This window comes from Kitasatospora sp. NPDC002227 (assembly GCF_040296285.1).
Lineage (GTDB): Bacteria > Actinomycetota > Actinomycetes > Streptomycetales > Streptomycetaceae > Kitasatospora.
This window is the reverse complement of record NZ_JBEOWY010000015.1, coordinates 1-17548: the sequence shown is the minus strand read 5'-3', so window position 1 is coordinate 17548 and position 17548 is coordinate 1. Positions and strand designations below refer to the sequence as shown.

General features: G+C 74.0%; 17 protein-coding genes and 1 other RNA gene. 9 read left to right on the top strand and 9 right to left on the bottom strand.

The annotated features are described in order from the left end of the window. Positions 1-3: 3 nt before the first annotated feature. The 3 genes from ABT095_RS16265 (at position 4) to ABT095_RS16255 (ending at position 1704) form a co-directional block, all read left to right on the top strand. Positions 4-681, top strand: coding sequence for a DUF6585 family protein (locus ABT095_RS16265; RefSeq protein WP_350530058.1), 678 nt, complete (start codon positions 4-6; stop codon positions 679-681). A 97-nt stretch (positions 682-778) separates the two neighbouring features. After that, positions 779-1177 (top strand): ACT domain-containing protein, encoded by a 399-nt coding sequence (locus ABT095_RS16260; protein WP_350530057.1) that lies wholly within the window; start codon positions 779-781, stop codon positions 1175-1177. A gap of 332 nt (positions 1178-1509) precedes the next feature. Beyond that, the gene (locus ABT095_RS16255) at positions 1510-1704 is read left to right on the top strand and encodes a hypothetical protein (RefSeq protein ID WP_350530056.1); all 195 of its coding nucleotides are present in this window, start codon (positions 1510-1512) and stop codon (positions 1702-1704) included. Positions 1705-1757: 53 nt separating this feature from the next. Here the strand turns inward: ABT095_RS16255 and cutA are convergent, their stop codons facing one another. After that, the gene (gene cutA / locus ABT095_RS16250) at positions 1758-2099 is read right to left on the bottom strand and encodes a divalent-cation tolerance protein CutA (protein ID WP_350530055.1); all 342 of its coding nucleotides are present in this window, start codon (positions 2097-2099) and stop codon (positions 1758-1760) included. A gap of 246 nt (positions 2100-2345) precedes the next feature. Here cutA and ABT095_RS16245 point away from each other — a divergent pair, with 246 nt between their 5' ends. Next, positions 2346-2972, top strand: coding sequence for a hypothetical protein (locus ABT095_RS16245; RefSeq protein WP_350530054.1), 627 nt, complete (start codon positions 2346-2348; stop codon positions 2970-2972). Between the two features lie 15 nt (positions 2973-2987). Here the strand turns inward: ABT095_RS16245 and ABT095_RS16240 are convergent, their stop codons facing one another. Continuing rightward, positions 2988-3209, bottom strand: a complete 222-nt coding sequence (locus ABT095_RS16240; protein WP_350530053.1) for a helix-turn-helix domain-containing protein — start codon at positions 3207-3209, stop codon at positions 2988-2990. Then, positions 3209-3694, bottom strand: coding sequence for a DUF2975 domain-containing protein (locus ABT095_RS16235; RefSeq protein ID WP_350530052.1), 486 nt, complete (start codon positions 3692-3694; stop codon positions 3209-3211). The genes ABT095_RS16240 and ABT095_RS16235 overlap by 1 nt, the downstream gene beginning before the upstream one ends. Positions 3695-3872: 178 nt before the next feature. Here ABT095_RS16235 and ABT095_RS16230 point away from each other — a divergent pair, with 178 nt between their 5' ends. Beyond that, entirely contained in the window at positions 3873-4349 is a 477-nt protein-coding gene (locus ABT095_RS16230; protein WP_350530051.1) for an HAD domain-containing protein, read from the top strand. A gap of 69 nt (positions 4350-4418) precedes the next feature. Here the strand turns inward: ABT095_RS16230 and rnpB are convergent. The 3 genes from rnpB to ABT095_RS16215 all read right to left on the bottom strand — a co-directional run bounded on the left by rnpB (position 4419) and on the right by ABT095_RS16215 (position 7823). Further along, an RNA gene (gene rnpB, locus ABT095_RS16225) (RNase P RNA component class A) lies at positions 4419-4813 on the bottom strand. A gap of 13 nt (positions 4814-4826) precedes the next feature. Continuing rightward, entirely contained in the window at positions 4827-6302 is a 1476-nt protein-coding gene (locus tag ABT095_RS16220) for an MFS transporter (RefSeq protein WP_350530050.1), read from the bottom strand. A 75-nt stretch (positions 6303-6377) separates the two neighbouring features. Continuing rightward, the gene (locus ABT095_RS16215; RefSeq protein ID WP_350530049.1) at positions 6378-7823 is read right to left on the bottom strand and encodes an RNB domain-containing ribonuclease; all 1446 of its coding nucleotides are present in this window, start codon (positions 7821-7823) and stop codon (positions 6378-6380) included. A 98-nt stretch (positions 7824-7921) separates the two neighbouring features. Between ABT095_RS16215 and yaaA the strand changes: the two genes are divergently transcribed. Together yaaA and ABT095_RS16205 are read left to right on the top strand one after the other, a co-directional pair. Next, the gene (gene yaaA, locus ABT095_RS16210) at positions 7922-8722 is read left to right on the top strand and encodes a peroxide stress protein YaaA (RefSeq protein ID WP_350530048.1); all 801 of its coding nucleotides are present in this window, start codon (positions 7922-7924) and stop codon (positions 8720-8722) included. Further along, entirely contained in the window at positions 8722-9147 is a 426-nt protein-coding gene (locus ABT095_RS16205; protein ID WP_350530047.1) for a hypothetical protein, read from the top strand. The genes yaaA and ABT095_RS16205 overlap by 1 nt, the downstream gene beginning before the upstream one ends. A gap of 153 nt (positions 9148-9300) precedes the next feature. On the opposite strand, the gene ABT095_RS16200 is transcribed toward ABT095_RS16205, so the two are convergent. Genes ABT095_RS16200 through ABT095_RS16190 form a run of 3 tightly spaced genes read right to left on the bottom strand, consistent with a single transcriptional unit; the run spans position 9301 to position 12075 of the window. Next, a complete protein-coding gene (locus ABT095_RS16200; RefSeq protein ID WP_350530046.1) occupies positions 9301-10443 on the bottom strand; it encodes a bifunctional RNase H/acid phosphatase in 1143 nt (380 codons plus the stop codon). Positions 10444-10447: 4 nt separating this feature from the next. Next, on the bottom strand, positions 10448-11188 hold the full coding sequence (locus tag ABT095_RS16195) for a zinc ribbon domain-containing protein (RefSeq protein ID WP_350530045.1): 741 nt from the start codon (positions 11186-11188) through the stop codon (positions 10448-10450). A 53-nt stretch (positions 11189-11241) separates the two neighbouring features. Beyond that, complete coding sequence (locus tag ABT095_RS16190) at positions 11242-12075, bottom strand: Nif3-like dinuclear metal center hexameric protein (RefSeq protein WP_350530044.1); 834 nt, start codon at positions 12073-12075, stop codon at positions 11242-11244. A 598-nt stretch (positions 12076-12673) separates the two neighbouring features. Between ABT095_RS16190 and lanL the strand changes: the two genes are divergently transcribed. Together lanL and ABT095_RS16180 are read left to right on the top strand one after the other, a co-directional pair. After that, positions 12674-15343: a class IV lanthionine synthetase LanL gene (gene lanL, locus ABT095_RS16185; protein WP_350530043.1), complete on the top strand. Its 2670-nt coding sequence runs from the start codon at positions 12674-12676 to the stop codon at positions 15341-15343. Between the two features lie 100 nt (positions 15344-15443). Beyond that, positions 15444-17330, top strand: a complete 1887-nt coding sequence (locus tag ABT095_RS16180) for an alpha/beta hydrolase family protein (protein WP_350530042.1) — start codon at positions 15444-15446, stop codon at positions 17328-17330. Positions 17331-17548: the final 218 nt, after the last annotated feature.

Below are 17548 nucleotides of genomic sequence, written 5' to 3'. Positions count from 1 at the left end.
GAGATGACCGAAGTCTTCAAGGAGCAGCCGGGCCCGGCCGCTGCCGCGCTCGCCGCGGAGCGGGGGCTGGGTGATCCGGTCGGCACCTTCGCCACCAAGCCGGGCTGGATCAACCGGAAGTGGCGCGAGCACCGGCTGCACCTGTACACCGGCGGCCTGGTGGTGATCGGACCGGACAGCCCGCCGGTCGCGTACGACTGGACGCACACCCGGGCGCTCCGCTACTACCGGACCGTCAACGGCGGCCTGATCGACGCCCGTTACACCCTGATCGGCCCGGACGGCAGCGCGCTCAACATCGGGCCGGGCGCCCGCCCGGTCCCCAAGAAGCTGCAGGAGCGGCTCGGCATCACCTCGCTGACCCGCGGCGCCCCCTTCCAGTACCCCGGCGACTGGGGTGACTACCTGCAGAGCGGCATCACCCGGGCGCAGCTGCCGACGGCCTGGAGCCGGGTCACGGGCGGCGAGACGCTGAACTTCGGCCCGTTCACCGTCGACCGGGACGGCGTGACGGACCGCAAGCGGACGCTGGCCTGGTCGGCGGTGAGCGAGGTCCGCACTTCCAACGGCTTCGTGAAGATCGACGGGCACGAGAAGCGCGAGATCTCGTACCTGGAGTCGGCGGCGGACGTCCCCAACCTGCTCCTCTTCCTCAACCTCTGCCAGCAGCTCAAACACTGAGACCACGGGCGGCCACGGAACCGGACCTGCGACACGACACCCCTGGCGGGGCGGGAATCCCGCCGTGGGGTGGTCCGGTCCGGCTACGGTGACCGGCATGGCCGGTGAAGAGGATCTGCGGAAGCTGCTCAGCGGGATGCACCCCGTCCTGAACCCGGGGCGGTACGTGTACTGCACCATGCCCGCCAGGGTGCCGGCCGGGCTACGGCCGGTGGTCACCGTGACCGAGGCCGAGGGGCCGACGGTCGTGCTGGCCCAGGAGGAGGCGGACTCACTCGGGCTGTCCTACGAGTACGTGGCCGCCTGGATCACGCTGCAGATCCACTCCGCGCTGGAGGCCGTCGGCCTCACCGCCGCGGTGGCCGGCCGGCTGGCCGAGCACGGGATCAGCTGCAACGTGGTGGCCGGGTTCCACCACGACCACCTGTTCGTCGCAGCCGGTGACGCCGACCGGGCCGTCGAGGCGCTGCGGCAGCTGTCGGCCGAGAACTCCTGACCCACCGCCGAGCGGCGCGGCCTTCGCCGGTGCCGCCAAGTACCGCCGGTCCGCTCAACTGCCCCGTGCGGCCCGGTGGTACCGTGCCACCACGCCAGTACCAGTACGTCTCCGACCGGACGTTGGCCGGTCTGGCTGCTACGGGCGCGACCGATCGCAGTTCCGGTCCACGCCCCCGAGCATTCCCATCGACAAGTCGACTCGACGGGACGTCCGGCCCCCGGCCGAGCCGCAGGTCAGCGGCCCTGCCGGAGCATCTCCACGATTTCGTTGTGTACATGGCCAGTCACTCAAGGTAGTGTCAGGGCCTGCCGAGCTAGGAGGGGAGCCCGATGGAACGCGACAAGATCCCAAGAGTCATCGCCGGGACCGACACCTTCGTCACCGATCCGGAGGACGAAGGTCCGGACGGCGGCGCGCCCCACTGCTTCGACCTGGACCAGCCGGGCGAGGCGGGCGTCGACGCCGAATCCGACTCCGACGAGGAGGCGTCCTCGCACTGGGGTCAGTGGCTCCGCCCGGAGTGACCGACCCCGCTCCAAGACCCCTGAGCCCCGGCCAACCCCCCGACGGCCGGGGCTCAGGCCTGCCCGGAGGTCTCCGCCCGCAGCCAGTCCAGGTAGCCCGCGCCACCGCCCACCACCGGCACCACCAGCAGCTCGGGCGTCTCGTACGAGTGCCGCTCGGTGACGAACTCCTCGACCTGCCGCGCAAGTTCGGCCCTGGTCTTGAGGTCGATCCGCCACTCCTCGGCCTGCCGCACCTCGCCCTCCCACCAGTACACCGACCCGACCTGGTACACCTGCGCGCAGGCCGCCAACCGCGCGCCCACCACCATCGCCGCCAAGGCCCGGGCCTGCACCTCGGTCTCGTGCGTCGTGGTCACCACCACGAACTCCGCGCCGCCCTGATTGTTCGTCATGACGGCAGGGTAGATCGCCGGGCATGACCGAGGAGCCCTGGGGCGAGGTGCGGCGCCTCTCCCTCCGGCTGGACACCACCGGCGAGCCGACGCCCGAAGAGCGCACGCTCGGCGAGTGACGTCGCCGTTCTGTCCCCACTGTCACAGGCTCGCAACAGGGGCAACCCGGCCGGTGGGCCGCCCCGTGTGAAGGGGTGACCGGGCGAGCGACGCCCGGCAGCCACCGCTCCCGGGGGGATCCACACCATGTCTGCTCGCCGTCTGCTCACCACCACCGTGCTGGCCGCCGCCACCCTCACCCTCACCCTGACCGCCTGCGACCCCGCCACCCCCTCGGCCCCGGCGAGCACCGCCGCCGCCCCGGTGGTGACCGCCTCCCCCGTGACCGCTCCCTCGACGCCCACTTCGGCCACCACCCCGGCAACCACCCCGAAGCCGGAGAAGACCAGCACCAAGCCCACCGCCAAGCCGAGCAGCAGCACGCCTGCCGCGGACTGCACCGCCAACGCCCAGCACCCGGGGCACAAGGTCATCAACGCCACCGTCGCCTGGGGCTCCCCCGACCGCATCGGCGCCAACGCCACCAGGTTCGTCTGCGGCCCCGACGTCGACAACGACGGCTACTACGAGGCCGTCTCCCCCAACTCCGAGTACCGCTTCGCCGCCGGCGCCCAGGCCGTCCTGATCGGCCCCGGCGCCAAGGGCATCGAGTCGAAGCCCGTCCCGCTCTCCCGCCTCCTGCAGCAGATCAACACCTGCACCAGCCACTCGAACGCTCCCGGTAGCGAGTACGGCTGCTACGGCAACATGTACGACATCACCCTCGACCCCAGCGGCAAGATCACCACCATCACCGAGCTGTTCCACCCGTAGGCCACCGGCGAGGTGTCAGTCGGCCGCGGCGCCCTCGGACTCCCAGCGCAGCAGGTCGCCCGGCTGGCAGCCGAGGGCGTCGCAGAGTGCGGCGAGCGTCGCGAAGCGGACGGCCTTGGCGCGGCCGTTCTTGAGCACCGCCAGGTTGGCCGGCGTGATCCCGACCCGGTCCGCGAGCTCGCCCACGGACATCTTGCGCCTGGCCAGCATCACGTCGATGTCGACGACGATCGGCATCAGATCACCTCGTCCAACTCGGCCTGCATCCGGGCCGCTTCGCCGTCGCGGGCGACGGCCTGCGCGAGCAGCATCCGCAGCACCAGCACGACGAGCGCGACCCCCAGGATCGCCAGGCCGATCCCGGCCATGATGACGGTGACCCCCGGGTCGTCCCGCTGCCCCGGCGCATTCACCGCCGTGACCGTGAACCACAGCAGCGAGACCGCCGTGATCGCACCGATCACGCCGTCCACGTACCGGAACGCCGCGTGGGAGAACACCGTCCCCCGTCGCACCATCGCCACCAGCCGCCATACACACCCCAGGGCCACCTGGGCCGCCGCCATCCCCAGGATCGTGATCACCCGAAACGCCGTCAACGGCAGCGCCCCGTCATCCGGCTTGGCAACCAACGCCCACACCATCCCGCCCTGCACCAGCACGGTGCCGACCAGCACCACCCCGAGCACAGCGCGCAGCGCGCCCACCGCCAGCTTTCCCATGGCCTTCCTTCCATCGACTTGCGATGGGAATCTATCGAATCTCGATAGCCCCAGCAAGGGCTCGGCCCGCGTCGGCGCTCCCCGCCTGCCCTGGAGGACCGGCATGGGCTGGTTGACTGCGTGCATGAGGCACAGGTGGTCGTCTTCCGAGAGCGGGGCCGGCAGCGGAGCCCACCCCATGGGGGGCCGACCACCATTGCTGCTGCTGGACGTCGACGGGGTGCTGAACCCCTTCGCGGCGGATGTGTGCCCGGAGGGCTATCGCGAGTACGCGTTCTTCCCCGAGGAGGAACCGGTGCGCCTCTGCGAGGACCACGGTCGCTGGCTTGCGACTCTGGCCGGGCGTTTCGAACTGGTCTGGGCGACCGGGTGGGAGGACCAGGCCAACGTCTTCGTCGCCCCGGTTCTGAACCTGCCGCCCCTGCCGGTGGTCCGGTTCCCGCCCGCGCCGTTCGATCCCGCGGAGAAGGTGCCTGCCATCAAGGCCCTTTCGGGGGACCGTCCGGCTGTTTGGGTCGACGACGCTCACACGCCGGAGGCACGGGACTGGGCCCGTTCCCGATCGGTGCCGACGCTCCTGGTCACCACAGACCCGTCTCGCGGGTTGACTCGAGACATGATCGAGGGCCTTCTGGCCTGGCAGGCTTCGCTGTGACCACGGGCAGACGAAAGGCCCCCTGGCCTGCCGAGATGCAGATCAGAGGGCCTTTCCTCAGCTAGATGACGGACGAGTCGGCCTGTACGCCGGGTTCTGTCTCCCGGGGGGCTTGCGCCCGCCGGGGAGGCGGTCATCCATCTAGGGCTGCCGTTGCCGACAGCCTCGTGCGGTCTACCCGCGGACTCGGGCGAGCAGCCCTCGGACATCCGCGCACGGTGCCCGAGGGCACCGATCTTGACCTTGCTCCAGGTGGGGTTTACCGAGCCGGCCGAGTCACCTCGGTCGCTGGTGGTCTCTTACACCACCGTTTCACCCTTACCTACCGAAGTAGGCGGTCTGCTTTCTGTGGCACTGTCCCGCGGGTCACCCCGGGTGGGCGTTACCCACCACCCTGCTCTGTGGAGCCCGGACGTTCCTCGGCGGGCCCGTGAAGGACCCGACGCGACCGCCCGGCCGGCTCGTCCGCCGTACTGGTCATGGTAGCCGCTCGGCGGGCGTCTCCTGCACAGCCCCCAGGCGCTGGGCGGTGCGGGCGGCCCAGGGGGTGGTGGTGGCCAGGCCGAGGAGGAGGACGAGCAGGCCGAGACCGGTGACGATCCACCAGCCCGGGCGGCTGGCCTGGGCGAAGGTGGTGGTGGCGGAGCCGGTGACGGCCGCGCTGACCACGGTGCCGAGCACCGCGACGCCCAGCGACTGGCCGACCTGGCGGCTGGTGGAGGCGACGGCGGCGGCCACCCCGGCGCGGGCGGCGGGCATGCCGGAGACGGCCGAATTGGTGATCGGGGCGTTGACCACGCCGAAGCCGAGCCCGAAGAGCGCGTAGGCGCAGAGCAGTACGGCCGTCGGGGTGGTGGCGCTGAGGTGGGTGAGGAGCAGGCCGCTGCCCGCGATGGCGACGCCCGCGACCAGCAGCGGGCGGCGCGGCCCGTACCGGCCGACCGTCCAGCCCGAGACCGGCCCGCCGACGAGCATGCAGACCGCCATCGGGAGGGTCCGCAGCCCCGCCTGGACGGGCGAGTAGTGCCGGACCTCCTGGAGGTAGACGGTGCTGAGGAAGAGGAAGCCGCCGAGTGCCGCGCAGGCGCTGATCGCGGTGAGCACCGCCCCGGTGAAGGGGACGCTGGCGAAGAACCGCGGGTCGATCAGCGGCTCGGCCGTGCGGCGCTCCCAGCGGGGGAAGGCGAGCAGGGCGGCGAGCGCGAGGGCGCCGAGGAACAGCACGAGCGGGGAGCGCCAGCCGTACTCGGGCCCCTCGATGATCGCGGCCGTGCCGCTGCCGAGGAGGACCACCAGGAGCAGCTGGCCGACCGGGTCGAGCCGCCGGGGGCGGGGGGCGCGGGACTCGGGGATGTGCCGGTGGGTCAGCGCCAGGGCCAGCAGGCCGACCGGGACGTTGACCAGGAAGATCCACCGCCAGCCCACCGAGCCGACCAGCAGCCCGCCGAGCACCGGCCCGAGCGCCATCGCTAGGCCGACCACGCCGCCCCAGACGCCGATCGCCTGGGCGCGCTCGCGGCGGTCGGTGAAGGTGTTGGCGATGATCGACATCGCCACCGGGTTGAGCATCGAGCCGCCGACGGCCTGCAGCGCCCGGAAGCCGACCAGCCAGCCGAGGCCCGGGGCGAGGCTGCAGAGCAGCGAGGCGAGCGCGAAGAGCACCAGCCCGGTCCGGAAGACCCGGCGGCGGCCGAGGCGGTCGGCCACCGAGCCGGAGAGGATCAGCAGGGCGGCGAGGACGAGCGTGTAGGCGTCGACGATCCACTGGAGCCCCGCGGCGGGGGCGTGCAGCTCGCGGCGGAGGGCCGGCAGGGCGATGTTCACCGCGGTGGTGTCCAGGCAGACGATGAACAGGCTCAGGCAGCAGACCGCGAGCACCAGCAGCCGCTCACGGCGGGTGGGCGGCTCGGCGGCGGGCTGGGCGGGCGCTGCGATGGACCCCTGGGGTAGCACGCGCCGATGCTCTCAGATGGCCTGATGAGATGGTTATTGGTTTATCGGTTTGAGGCCCGAGGGTGTCAGAACCGCTCAGGCCACCGTGAAGCGGACCGTACGGGTGGCCGGGTCGGCCGTGGCGAGGCGGACCCGGAGGCGCTCGCCGAGCGGGAGGTCGGCCTCGCCGTCGCAGCCCGCCACCACGGCGGGGTCGTGCAGCTGGACGGTGCCCCGGTGCGGCTTCTTCTCGTCCACCTCGATCACCACCGCGTCGAACAGCTCGCCCTCCCGGCCGCGCAGCACCTCGCTCTCCACCAGGTCCACGCAGGCCCGCTCCGCCTCCCGGGCCCGCCGGTCGCCCCCGGCCATCACCCCGGGCAGCGTCGGCAGCGCCGCGCCCACCCACTCCGGCAGCTCCGCTCCCCCGGCCACCGCCGCACAGATCTCCAGCGCGTACCGGTCGGCGAGCCGCCGCAGCGGCGCGGTGCAGTGCGCGTACGGGGCGGCGAGCGCCGCGTGCCCCGGGTCGGCCGGGGCGGGCAGGCCCTGGGCGGTGTCGAAGGCCTGGTACCCCGCGCCGCGCAGCAGCCCGGTGCAGGCGGTGAGGAAGGCGGCGTCCTCCGGACGGCTCGGGTCCAGCCCCCGGATCAGCTCCGCGTACGGCATCCGGTCCGGCCAGGCGACGTCCAGCGCGCGGGCGATCCGGCGCAGCCGGGCGTACCCGGACTCGGGTGCGGCGGGCAGCGTCCGGAGCAGGCCGACCCCCGCGTCCAGCATCAGCTCGGCCGCCGCCATGCCGGTGAGCAGCGAGATCTGGGCGTTCCAGCCGTCGACGGGCAGGGGCGCGCGGTAGGTGAGCCCGTACCCGCCGCCCATCGGCTCGACCTCCTGCTCGGGCAGCGGGAGGCTGATCCCGCCCCGGGCCCGCTCCTGCTCCTCGCGCAGCCGGCCGACCTCGGCGAGCAGGGTGAGCTGCTCGTCCGCCGTGTCGGTGTCGAGGGCGCGCTGGACGCCCGCGTAGTCGAGCCGGCGGCGGGAGCGGACCTGGGCGCGGCGCAGGTCGGCGAGGAGGACGGCGCCGTCGGCGTCCAGGTCGAGCTGCCAGAGCAGGGCCGGGCGGAGCTGGTCCGGCAGCAGGCTGGCCGCCCCCTCGGCGAGGCTCTCGGGGTGGAGGGGGATGCGCTCGTCCGGGAAGTAGAGGGTCTGGACGCGGCGGTGCGCCTCGGCGTCGAGCGCGCCGCCGGGGTGGACGAAGGCGGCCACGTCGGCGATCGCGTAGTGCACCCGGTAGCCGGTGCCCCGGCGGGCCAGGCTCATGGCCTGGTCGAGATCGCGCGAACCGGGCGGGTCGACCGTGAACAGCGGCAGGTCGGTGGCGTCCAGTTTCGGCAGCCGGGGCTCGGCGGCGGCCTCGTCGGCCTCGGCGAGCGCGGCCTGCGGCCAGCCGTCGGGCAGGTCGAGGGAGGTCCGGAGGGCGTCCAGCTCGGTGCGGATGCGGGTGGCGTCGGCGGCCCGGACGGTCAGCTGGCGGCGGGGCATGGCGGCAGCCTACGTCGGCGGACGGCCTCGTCGGGCGAGGCACGCGGGCCAGTAGAGTGGCGAGGTCGCTGTGCCACAAGGTGTTGAGGAGTGCCGCTGTGCTGGTGTTGCTGCCGCCGTCGGAGGGGAAGGCCGCTTCGGGGCCGGGCGAGCCGCTGGCCTTGGACGGGCTCTCGCTGCCGGAGCTGACCGGGGCGCGGGCCGCCGTGCTCGACGCGCTGGTCACCCTCTGCCGGGGCGACGCGGACGTGGCGGCCGAGGTGCTCGGGCTGAGCCAGGGCCTGCGCGGCGAGCTCGAGCGCAACACCGGCCTGCGCGAGGCCGGGGCACTGCCCGCCGGGGAGGTGTACACCGGCGTGCTGTTCGACGCACTCGGGCTGGCGAAGCTGGACGAGCCGGCCTACGCGCTGGCCGAGCGCTCGCTGCTGGTCTTCTCCGGGCTCTGGGGCGCCGTCCGGATCGGCGACCGGATCCCGCCGTACCGCTGCTCGATGGGCGTGAAGCTGCCCGGGCTCGGGGCTCTCGGGGCCTACTGGCGCGGTCGGTTGGGCGAGGCGCTGCCCGCGGCGGCCGGGAGCGGGCTGGTCCTCGACCTGCGCAGCTCGGCGTACGCGGCGGCCTGGAAGCCGGCCGGGGAGCTCGCCTCGCGGACGGCCACCGTGCGGGTGCTGCACGAGCGCGAGGTCGGCGGGGTGCTCAAGCGGTCCGTGGTCAGCCACTTCAACAAGGCGACCAAGGGCCGGCTGGTCCGGGACCTGCTGGCGGGCGGCCTCGAGCCGGGCTCGCCGGGTGAGCTGGTGGACGCGCTGACCGGGCTGGGGTACCGGGTGGAGGTCTCGGCCGAGGGCACGGCGCGCAAGGCCTGGCAGCTGGACGTCCTCGTGGACGAGATCCACTGATGGCACTCGTACAAGAGCTCGCCGGCCTCCTGCCGGGCCCGGTGGAGGACGGGCTCGGGCCACTGGTCGAGGGGCTGCTGGCGTACCAGGTGCCGGTCAGCGGGCTGGACCGGGTCCGGCTCTCGGTGCTCGCGGAGGAGCAGGGCGTACGGGAGCGGATCACCCCCGGGCTGCTGCGGTGCTTCGGGGACGGGGTGCCGGCGGTGGTGCGGCTGCTGGACGAGGACGAGGTGGTGACCGGTGCCGGGGGGCTGGTGCTGGTGCCGTGGATCGGGTGCAACCGGTGCGGGCAGGTGCTGTGGCGGGCCCACCGCTGGGAGGACTGGGACGACCTGTCGGAGCAGGCCGAGAAGTACCTGGTCGGCGAGGCGGAATTCGGGACGGCCGGGGAGGCTTTCGCCGAGCTGCAACGGACATGCCTTTAGGGGCGCGGGGAACTGCGCTGCCAGCCACGCACGGCCTGCGGCCTACCGCTTCGCGCAGTTCCTCGCGCCCCTGGATAGTGCAAGTGACCCGCCCTGGGCAGGTGCGGCCAGCTGCATGGTTGGCCGCGCGGTTCCTCGCGCCCCTGATTTTTGCTACCGCAGGTGCGAAGTGTCGTTCATCAGGCGCAGCGAGGCGTTGCCGTCCGCGTAGTACTGGACGGCGCAGATCGAGGCGGCCGAGAGTTCCATGCGGTAGAGGGAGTCGGGCGGGGCTCCCAGGGCCAGCCGGACGAGGGTCTTGATCGGGCTCACGTGGGAGACGACCAGGACGGTCTTGCCGCTGTAGCGGGCCAGGAGCTTGTCGCGGGCGACGCCGACCCGGTGGGTGAGGGTGGTGAAGCTCTCGGTGGAGCCGGTGGGCTTGGCCTTGGCGGAGGAGAGCCAGGCCGCGAGGTCCTCGGGGTGGCGGTCCTGGACCTCGGCGAAGGTGAGGCCCTCCCAGTCGCCGAAGTCGAGCTCGCGCAGGCCCTCCTCGGTGCGGACGTCGAGTCCGAGCCGCTGGGCGACCGCCTCGGCGGTCTGCCGGGTACGCCGCATGGGCGAGCTGACCACGGCCTGGATGCTGCCGCGCGCCGCGAACGCCTCGGCGGCCCGGGCGGCCTGCCAGCGGCCCTTCTCGGAGAGCTCCGGGTCGCTGCCGCCGCTGCCGGAGAACCGCTTCTCCGGCGTGAGCGGGGTCTCGCCGTGCCGCAGCAGGACGAAGGTGGTGGGGGTGCCGAGGTCGGCCGGGGCGGCCCAGCCCGCCTTGGGGGCGGCCGGGGCGGGCAGCGGCTCGTCGACCGGAGCCGCCGGGCGGGGAGCCTTCGGCTCCCACTGCTTGCCGGCCTTGCCGGCGTCCATCGCCTCGTTGGCCAGCCGGTCCGCGTCCTTGTTCCGCTCGCGCGGGATCCAGGTGTAGCTGACCTGGGCGCGCGGCAGCACGGTGCGGGCCTCGGCGGCCAGCGGCTGCATGTCGGGGTGCTTGATCTTCCAGCGCCCCGACATCTGCTCGACCACGAGCTTGGAGTCCATCCGGACGTCCACCGCGGCGGCCGGGTCCAGCTCGCGGGCGGCCTTCAGGCCGGCGATCAGGCCCTTGTACTCGGCCACGTTGTTGGTCGCGTGCCCGATGAACTCGGCCGCCTCGGCGACGATCTGCCCGGTGTCGCCGTCGCGGACCACCGCGCCGTAGCCGGCCGGGCCCGGGTTGCCCCGGGAGCCGCCGTCCGCCTCGACGATGAACCTCCGGCCCCCCACCGGGTCAGGCGCTCTCGGCGGTGCGGACCAGGATGCGGCCGCAGTTCTCGCAGCGCACCACGGCGTCCTTGGGCTCGGCCTTGATCGCGTTCAGGTCGGTGATGGCGAACTCGACCCGGCAGCCCTCGCAGCGGCGCTGGTAGAGCCGGGCCGCGCCGACGCCGCCCTGCTGCGCGCGCAGCCGGTCGTACAGCTTGAGCAGGTCGGCCGGGATGACGTTGGCCACGGCCTCGCGGTCGCGCTGCACCTTCTCCACGTCCGCGTCGATCTCGGCGTACGAGGCGTCGCGGCGGCCCTCGGCCTCGCGCAGCACGACGGTGGAGTGCTCCAGACGGCCCGTCAGCTCGGTGACCCGGGTCTGGGCGGACTCCGTCCGCTCCATGATCTCCAGCACGACCTCCTCGAGGTCGCCCTGGCGCTTGGCGAGCGAGCCGATCTCGTGCTGGAGGTTCTCCAGGTCCTTCGGCGAGGTGATGGAGCCGGAGTCCAGGCGCTGCTGGTTGCGGGCGGCACGGGCGCGCACCTGCTCCACGTCGGCCTCGGCCTTGGTGAGCTCGCGCTCGGTGTCGCCCTGCTGGGCCTGGGCGGCGACGACCAGGGAGGTGAGCGCGGTGTGGTCGGCGGTGGCCTTGTCGATCTCGGCGTGCTCGGGCAGGCTGCGGCGCCGGTGGGCCAGCTGGTCGAGACGGGAGTCGATGGCCTGCAGGTCGAGCAGGCGGATCTGGTCGGCGGGCGCGGCGTTCAAGCGGAAAGCTCCTGTGGAATCGTCAGGTCGGTCGGACAAGTGAGAGGACGCCGTCAGGCGAGGGGCGTCGGGGCGTGGGCCGTCCACGGGTCGGTGACCCGCTCGGAGACCCGGGTCTCCAGCTGCCAGCCCTGCTGTTCGGCGGCGGCGAGCAGGCCGCGCTCGGCCAGCCGCAGCCAGGGCCACTCGGTGGCCCAGTGCGCGGCGTCCACCAGGGCGACCGGGGCGGCCTCGACGGCCTCCGAGGCCGGGTGGTGACGCAGATCGGCGGTCACGTAGGCGTCCACCCCGGCGGCCCTGACCTCGGCGAAGAAGCTGTCGCCCGAGCCGCCGCAGACGGCGACCCGGCTGATCAGCCGGTCCACGTCGCCCGCGATCCGGACCCCGGTGGCGGTGGCCGGCAGCCCGGCGGCGACCTGGGCGGCGAAGGCGGAGAGGGTCAGCGGGGGTTCGAGCACGCCGATCCGACCGGTGCCGCGGCGGCCCGCCGGGTCGGTCGGGTCCGCGATGAGCGGGCCGAGCACCCGCAGGCCGACGGCCTCGGCGAGCGCGTCGGAGACGCCCGGGTCGGCGTGGTCGGCGTTGGTGTGGGCCACGTGCAGGCCGATGCCCGCGCGGATCAGGGAGTGCACCACGCGGCCCTTGAAGCCGGTGGTGGCGACACTCGTGGTACCGCGCAGATAGAGGGGGTGGTGGGTGACCACCAGGTCGGCCCCCCACTCCACGGCCTCCTCGACCACCGCCTGCACGGGGTCGACGGCGAACAGGACGCGGTTGACCTGGGCCTCGGTGTCCCCGCAGACCAGGCCGACGGCATCCCAGGACTCCGCCCACCTCGGCGGGTACAGCTCTTCGAGCACGCTGATGACGTCGGACAGTTTCGGCACCTGTTGAGACTACCGCGCGCGGGGAGCGCGCCGGGCCCCCACGGTGGGCGCCGGGCCGTATCGGGGCCGGTCGGGGGGCGTCCGGCCGACCTGGCGAGAGCCGTACATGTGCCCGTCAACCGGCGTGCGGAGGCACGGGGCGCATTCGGGAGGGCCGATTCGGCGACCGGCGCCGAGTCCCCCCAAGCCACAGCCGCCGGGTCGCGCGCATTCGAAAACGAATCGAGATCACCCTTACGGGTGAAGTGACTCCTTGGGCGTTGAGTCACACCGCCCCCGAAAGTAACTTCAGTGGTGCGAACGAGAGTTGCCTCGACCTAGGGGGGTCGAGAGGGCGCACCGCCAGGCCGCACCGACACCAGGTCAGTCACCGACAGAGCACCGACCAGGTCGCGGCCCCCGGGCCGGCCCACCCCGCAGATCCACGCGGGGTGTCGCCGAGGTTCCGTACGGCAGCGCGGCCGGGGTGGCTCTCGTACTTCCAGTGACCGATTCGGGCCGGGCCCCCGCATGTACGGGCGGCCTCGGCGACACGACGAAGGGGTGTGGCGGAATGAGGGCGGGCACACCGCTTCGCATGGCAGGGGGGCCGGGGTCGGTGAGCGACGAGCCGGGTGTGGACGGCACGTTGGTGGAGGTGGCCCGGGCGGCCGTGCGCGGCGCCGGGAGCCGGGGAGGCGACGGTGGGTGGGACTTCGCCGTCGAGGGCTTCTGGTGCACGGCGCGGCCGTCCGGGACGCAGGCAGCACCGGGCGAGGGGTGGAAACTGCACGTGAGCGCGGCGAGCGAGGTGGCCGGGCAGGTGCTCGGCGCCGTCGCCACGGTGCTCGCGGCGGACCCGTGCCCGTTCAAGTTCACCGCCGACCGGGAGCGGCTCCACGAGATCAACTCCCGTAACAGCGAGCGCGGTTCGGCCGGGAAGTACATCACCGTGTACCCCGCCGGCGACGCGCAGTTCCGCCGCCTGGCCGAGCGGCTGCACGAAGCGACCACGGGCCTGCCCGGCCCCGGCGTGCTCTCCGACCGGCCGTACGCACCGGGCAGCCGGGTGCACTACCGGTACGGCGTCTTCACCGGCCGGGCCGAGCTCGGCAACGACGGCGCCTACCGCTCGATGCTCACCGGCCCCGAGGGGCAGCGGTTCGAGGACCAGCGGACGGCCGCGTACCGCTGCCCGCCGTGGGTGGTCGACCCCGTCGAGGGGAGGGGGTCGACGACCACCACGCCCAGGCCGCGCAGCGCGGGGGTGCTGCTCGGCGGGCGGTACGCCCTGACGGCGGCCGTGCGGCACAGCGCCAAGGGCGGCATCTTCCTCGGCCGCGACACCGAGAACGGCGCCGAAGTGGTGGTCAAGCAGGCCCGGGCGCACATCGAGGTGGACCGCTCCGGCCGCGAGGCACGCACCGCGCTGCGGCACGAAGCGATGCTGCTCACCAGACTGGACGGCCAGGGGCTCACCCCCCGGCCGGTCGAGGTGATCGAGCAGGACGACTCGCTCTTCCTCATCCAGGAGCGCATCCCCGGTGTCACGCTGGCCAGTTGGGTCGCCGCCCGGCTGCGCCGCGACGGCAGCCCGGACATCGACTGGGCCGAGGCCGGGCCGATGGCCCTGGCCCTGACCGAGCTGCTCGAGCGGGTGCACCAGCAGGGGCTGGTGCTGCGCGACCTCGCACCGGGCAACGTGATGGTCCGCCCGGACGGCGCGCTGCGGCTGGTCGACCTGGAGCTGGCCGCCACCGCGGGCACCACCGCCGGCACGGCCGGCACCCCCGGCTACCGGGCCCCCGAGCAGGGCCCCGGCGACACCACGGCCGTCGCCGACCAGAGCGCCGACCTCTACGCCCTCGGCGGCCTCTTCTTCCTGCTCGCCACCGGCCACGACCCGCTGCTGCCGGAGGACGCGCCACTGCCGCGCCCGGCCGCCGAGCGGATCGGCCGCTGGCTGGAGCAGGCCGCGCGCAGCGGCTCCACCGCCCGCCGGCTCGCCCCGATCGTGCTGGCGCTGCGCAGTGCGGAGCCCGACCGGCGCTGGAGCCTGGCCCGGACCAGGGAGGCCCTGACCGCCTCCGCACCCGGGCAGCCGACACCGCCGACCGCGCTCACCGGCCAGCTGCTCGACCGCGTGGTCCGGGACGGCCTGCGGCACCTCGCCGCCACCGTCACCCCCGAGCGGCGCGACCGGCTCTGGCCGACCGTGCCCGCCGGTCAGCTCACCGACCCGGCCAACGTGCAGCACGGCGCGGCCGGCGTGCTGGCGGTGCTGGCACGGGCCGCGGCCTCGCCGCTGCTGGCCGGGGTGGAGCGTGAACTCTGCCTGGAGACGGTGGCGTTGGCCGCCGAGTGGCTGGAGCGGCGCTGCACGGCCGAGCCGGTCGTGCTGCCCGGGCTGCACTTCGGGCGCTCCGGCGCCGCCTGGGCGCTGCTGGACGCGTCCCAGGTGCTGCGGGACGGGCAACTCGCCGTCCGTGCGGTTGAGTTGGGGCGGGCCGTGCCGTACCTCTGGCCCAATCCGGACATCTGTCACGGGGCGGCCGGGGCCGGGTTCCTGCAGCTGCGGCTGCACCGGGCGACGGGCGACGCCGAGTACCGGGAGCGGGCCTCCTCCTGCGCCGACGCGCTGGTGGCGGCCGCACGGGAGGAGCCGTACGGGACGGTCTGGCCGGTCCCGAAGAGCTTCGACTCCAGCCTGGCCGGGGTCACCCACCTCGGGTACGGCCACGGGGTCGCCGGGGTCGGCGCCTTCCTGCTGGCCGCCGGGCGGACGGACGCGGCGCAGCGGGCCGTGCGGACGCTGGCGGCGACGGTGCGGCCGCTGGGCGCGGCCGCCTGGTGGCCGCAGAGTGCGGGGGATCCGGAGCACGTCCGGCTCCAGCACTGGTGCAACGGCTCCTCCGGAGTGGGCAGCTTCCTGCTCCGCTACTGGCAGGCCACCGGGGACGAAGTCGCGTACGAGCTGGCCCTCGGCGCCGGCCAGGCCGTCCTGGACAGCCGCTGGCACAGCGGCACCAGCGCCTGCCACGGCCTGGCGGGCAACGGCGAATACCTCCTCGACCTCGCCGAGGCCACCGGGGACGGCCGCTTCCGCACCGGCGCCGAAGACCTCGCCCGCCTGATCACCACCCGCGCGGCGCTGCGCGACGGCCTCCTCGTCCTCCCCGACGAGACCGGCACCACCACCGCCCCCGCCTACGGCACCGGCTACACCGGTGCCCTGGCCTTCCTCCTCCGACTGCGCCACGGCGGCCCCCGCCTCTGGCTCGACGTCTGACCCCTACTGAGAAGAAGAGAGGTGAGCCCACGATGAGCATCGAATTCGAGCCCCGCAACGGGCTGCGCCTCACGGAGACCTCCGGGGAGGTGGGGGTGCGGTGAGTACGGTTGCGCGGATCACGGCGCCGGCGCTCCGGCGGTTGAGCTTCACGTTCGCGACCGACGGGTCGCATGCGGCCTGTCTGGCGGCCGGGGCCGACGGTGGCTGGTACGTGGAGAGCTGGCGGCTGAGCGCGGACGGGTCGGCCACGCCGAGTGCGGTGGAGCTGGCCGGGCGGCGGTCGGAGAGCCTGCGGTCGCAGCTGGTGGCGCTGCCGGACGGGCGGGTGCTGGTGTGCCGGCACGACGGCGAACGGCACGACCTGGTGCTGCTCACGGCGGGTGGGCCGGGGGCCGGGATCGAGCGGGTGCTGGCCAGTCTGCGGATGCCTGGGCTGCGGCTGCTGCCGGTGCCCGGGAGCACGCCCGGCGGGCCGGTCGCGGTGGCGCTGGGGACGGACACCCGGCCGACGACCACCGTCTGGCTGGTGTATGCGGACGGCTCCGCGCCGCGGCAGATCGCCGAGCTGCCCGGCCTGCACGGCGGCGGCGTGTGGCTGGACCGCACCGGCCGGCTGCTGGCGCTGGACCAGGTCGCCGACGGGGTGGTCAAGTCCGTCGCGCTCGACCTGGACCTCGGCCGGACCACCCCGCTGCTCGAGATCGCCGAGCGCAGCAACGACCGACTGGTGCTGTTCGACCCGCAGACCCGCTTCGCGATGGTGCGCAGCGACGCCCCCGGCGAGGACCGCCTCGGCTGGGGGGTGCTGGGCGGCGCCGAGCCGCTGCGCTTCCCCGAGGCGCTGCACGTCCCCGGTGTCTTCCTGCGGCCGGTCGCCCTGCACATCGGCTCCTCGGACACCCCCCGGGTCGCCCTGCAGATCGACCGCGGCGCGGCCTCCGCACTGGCGGTCTGGGAGCGCGGCGGCGGCAGGCTCGACCCCCTGCCGGTGCCGCCCGGGCGCCTCGGCGCCGTCGGCCACTGGTCCGACTCCGGCCTGCGGATGCCGTACTCGGCGCCCGACCACCCGGCAGCCCTGGCCACCCTGGACGTGAACGCGCTGCTCGGCCCGGCCGGTCTCCCGAGCACGCGGTACGACCGCGCCACCCCGCGCGGCTGGCGGCTGGACGGCAGTGCGGCCCCCGCCGACGGCAGTCAGTGGCACCGGGCCGAGAGCCTCGAACTCACCGGCCCGGCCGGCCCGATCGAGGCCGTGGTGTACGGCGGGGAGGCCTGGCTGAGCGCCCGGCACCTGGTGATCGCCCTGCACGGCGGCCCGGCCGACGCCTGGCGGCTGGAGTTCGACCCCGCCCTGCAGCGGATGGTGAGCACCGGCCTGGCCGTCCTGGCCCCCAACCAGCGCGGCAGCACCGGCTACGGCGCCGCCCACGCGATGGCCATCCGGGGTGCCTGGGGCGGGCCCGACCTCGCCGACCTGCTGCACCTGCTCGAGAGCCTGGCCGGTCAGCGGGCCGCCCTCGGACTGGAGCCGCCCGCCCTGTTCGGGGTCAGCTACGGCGCCTTCCTGGCGCTGCTCACCGCCGCGCACGCGCCCGCCGGCCTGGTCAGCCGCTGCGCGGTGGTGGCGCCCTTCCTGTCCGGGGCGCGGCTGCTGGCCGAGGCCTCGGCGCCGGTCCGGGCGCTGACCACCCGGCTCGGTGGCGCCCAGCCGATCGAGGACGAGCTCGGGCCACGGGACGTCCTCGCGCTTGCGCACCGGCTGACCACGCCGCTGCTCGTGGTGCACGGCGGGCGGGACGAGGTGGTGCCGGTGAGCCAGTCCCGGTCGCTGCGGCACGAGTTGCTGCGGCAGGGGCGGATCGAGGGCACCGACTTCCGGTACGTCGAGGCGGCCGGGGCCGGGCACGAACTGCTCGCCGAGGAGGGGGCCGCCGTGCTCCACGAACTGCTGGCGGCCTTCCTCGCCACCGGCCGACCGACCTGACCTTCGGGTCACCCACAGATTTCCCCGTCCGGTGGTGACACTCACCGGCTCGGGGAGCCAGACCTGCGGCGGGGAGGAACTGCCGCAGCCGCCACTTCGGTGGCGACCCGACCGTCGGCCGCACCGTGCGGCCGACGACCGACAAGGGGGGGAAACAACAAGCAGAAAATCACCCAAAAAGAGACCCAACACGCGGCCCAGCAACCACCGAGAATGTG

Bases quoted from the DNA above. Each gene is read 5' to 3' on its own strand.
- ABT095_RS16265 (WP_350530058.1), top strand. From the start codon at position 4: ATGACCGAAGTCTTCAAGGAGCAGCCGGGCCCGGCCGCTGCCGCGCTC.
- ABT095_RS16260 (WP_350530057.1), top strand. From the start codon at position 779: ATGGCCGGTGAAGAGGATCTGCGGAAGCTGCTCAGCGGGATGCACCCC.
- ABT095_RS16255 (WP_350530056.1), top strand. From the start codon at position 1,510: ATGGAACGCGACAAGATCCCAAGAGTCATCGCCGGGACCGACACCTTC.
- cutA (WP_350530055.1), bottom strand. From the start codon at position 2,099: ATGACGAACAATCAGGGCGGCGCGGAGTTCGTGGTGGTGACCACGACG.
- ABT095_RS16245 (WP_350530054.1), top strand. From the start codon at position 2,346: ATGTCTGCTCGCCGTCTGCTCACCACCACCGTGCTGGCCGCCGCCACC.
- ABT095_RS16240 (WP_350530053.1), bottom strand. From the start codon at position 3,209: ATGCCGATCGTCGTCGACATCGACGTGATGCTGGCCAGGCGCAAGATG.
- ABT095_RS16235 (WP_350530052.1), bottom strand. From the start codon at position 3,694: ATGGGAAAGCTGGCGGTGGGCGCGCTGCGCGCTGTGCTCGGGGTGGTG.
- ABT095_RS16230 (WP_350530051.1), top strand. From the start codon at position 3,873: ATGGGGGGCCGACCACCATTGCTGCTGCTGGACGTCGACGGGGTGCTG.
- ABT095_RS16215 (WP_350530049.1), bottom strand. From the start codon at position 7,823: ATGCCCCGCCGCCAGCTGACCGTCCGGGCCGCCGACGCCACCCGCATC.
- ABT095_RS16205 (WP_350530047.1), top strand. From the start codon at position 8,722: ATGGCACTCGTACAAGAGCTCGCCGGCCTCCTGCCGGGCCCGGTGGAG.